1 protein-coding gene is annotated in these 1,635 nt (G+C 50.6%); it reads left to right on the top strand.

Annotated elements, in window-relative coordinates:
* A partial coding sequence (locus E1189_RS01905; RefSeq protein ID WP_196221038.1) for a tetratricopeptide repeat protein occupies positions 1–1,432 on the top strand: 1,432 nt, incomplete at its 5' end.
* Positions 1,433–1,635: the final 203 nt, after the last annotated feature.

The following is a 1,635-nucleotide window of genomic DNA, read 5'->3' as shown; positions in this document are numbered from 1 at the left end:
CCTTTATGAAAGGGACTCAGAATCTTTCGAAGATAAAAAAACCAATGGACTGGCTTTCGCCAAACACCTCCGGCTGATGGGCGGCAAGGATAATCTGAAAGCAGCTCTGGAGATCTATAGCCGGCTGCGCGCCCAGGCAGCCGGAGGGCAGGTAAACGCACCCTGTGATGACAGGGACATCGAACTGGCCCTGGCTAAACATCTCCAGTTCATGGGCGGTAATACGAGAGCCGCTCTGGAGATCTATACCCGGCTGCGCGCCAACGGGACCGAAGGGCTGGATAATGTCATCCTAGGTCTGAGGGCTCTTCAGCCCCAGCGTGCGCCTTATGACCTCGGTACACACAGCTCTCCTGGCCCAAGCAGTGCTGGTAATCATGAACTCCACCAACTTCCACACCATCACCCCCGGCACGACTTGGAAGGTTCTTATAGGCCACCAGTTTACGGCATAGATGAGAGCTTCCGGCTTCTGAAAGTCAACCCTCAAAGGGCATTAACTGAGGCAGAGGCGTTATTAACAAAATACTCGGGAAACCCGTTTCACTATGCCCGTGTTGTGCAATTAAAAGCCCGGGCTTTATGTCATCTAAGCAATTTTGATGAGTGTGTTGAGTACGTCAATTCTCTTCCACCGGAGCTTCAAAACGATAAAAGGGTGATAATGGCAAAAGCCAAGGCTTTACAGGCGAAAGGCCATCTCACTGAAGCTTTACCCCTTTTCCAGTCCCTTTATGAAAAATACTCAGTACTTATCAGTGATAAAAAAGCCAATGGACTGGCTCTGTGCAGGCACCTCCAGCTCATGGGCGGCAAGGATAATCTGAGAGCAGCCTTGAATACCTGCACCCAGCTGCGCACCCAAGCGGCTGGGGGACGGGAGATGACCCCCTGTGATGACATAGAGATCGAACTGGCTCTGGGTAAAATCCTCCAGAGCATCGGAAAACCGGACAGTCTGAGAACAGCTCTGGATATCTATACCTGGCTGCGCACAAAGATGGCCAGGGGGCAGAACACACCCTCCTGTCAGGCCAAAGAGATTGAACTGGCTATAGCAACCACTCTCATTGATATGGGTGAATGGAGGCAGTTTGATGAACTGCAACTCGATACACAGCCGTTTTCAGAATTCGAAACCTGCCTGTGTATCAGCCGCCGGAACCTTCAGGAATTAATGACAACGGAGAACAGCATGCCCGAGCGTTCGGCTCTTCTGGGGAAGGCGTTACACTGGGCGGCTCTTGCTGTGGAGAAAACTGAAAGTACAAACGCCCCCTGCCTCAGACAGCTAAGTCATTGTTACCATCTTTTATCTACCTGGCCGCAGTCCGGGCTGCAATTATTGGGCATCAAAGAGAAAAAGGAGCACGAGTTCAGACAGCTATCGGCTCTACTCTTTGCCAAAGCCAACGAACTTGCTCCCCATTGACAAGAACAACAGACAGGTACTCTCCGAAGGTAACACGCCCGATCAGCACAAACACCTATCTCTGTCTGCCCTCATAACATACCTGTCAGGAAAAAAGAGAACTTTGAGAGTCAAGAATTATCCAACCAGCACCGGAATCAATTTGCAATGGTATTAGGGAAATATGTGCCTGGTATAGGCATGCAAGCTATGAAGGAGTCTAA

Origin of the sequence: Parendozoicomonas verongulae, assembly GCF_009711465.1 — a bacterium.
In the GTDB taxonomy this organism is placed as follows: Bacteria; Pseudomonadota; Gammaproteobacteria; order Pseudomonadales; family Endozoicomonadaceae; genus Sansalvadorimonas; species Sansalvadorimonas verongulae.
This window is presented reverse-complemented; position numbering and strand designations above follow the sequence as displayed.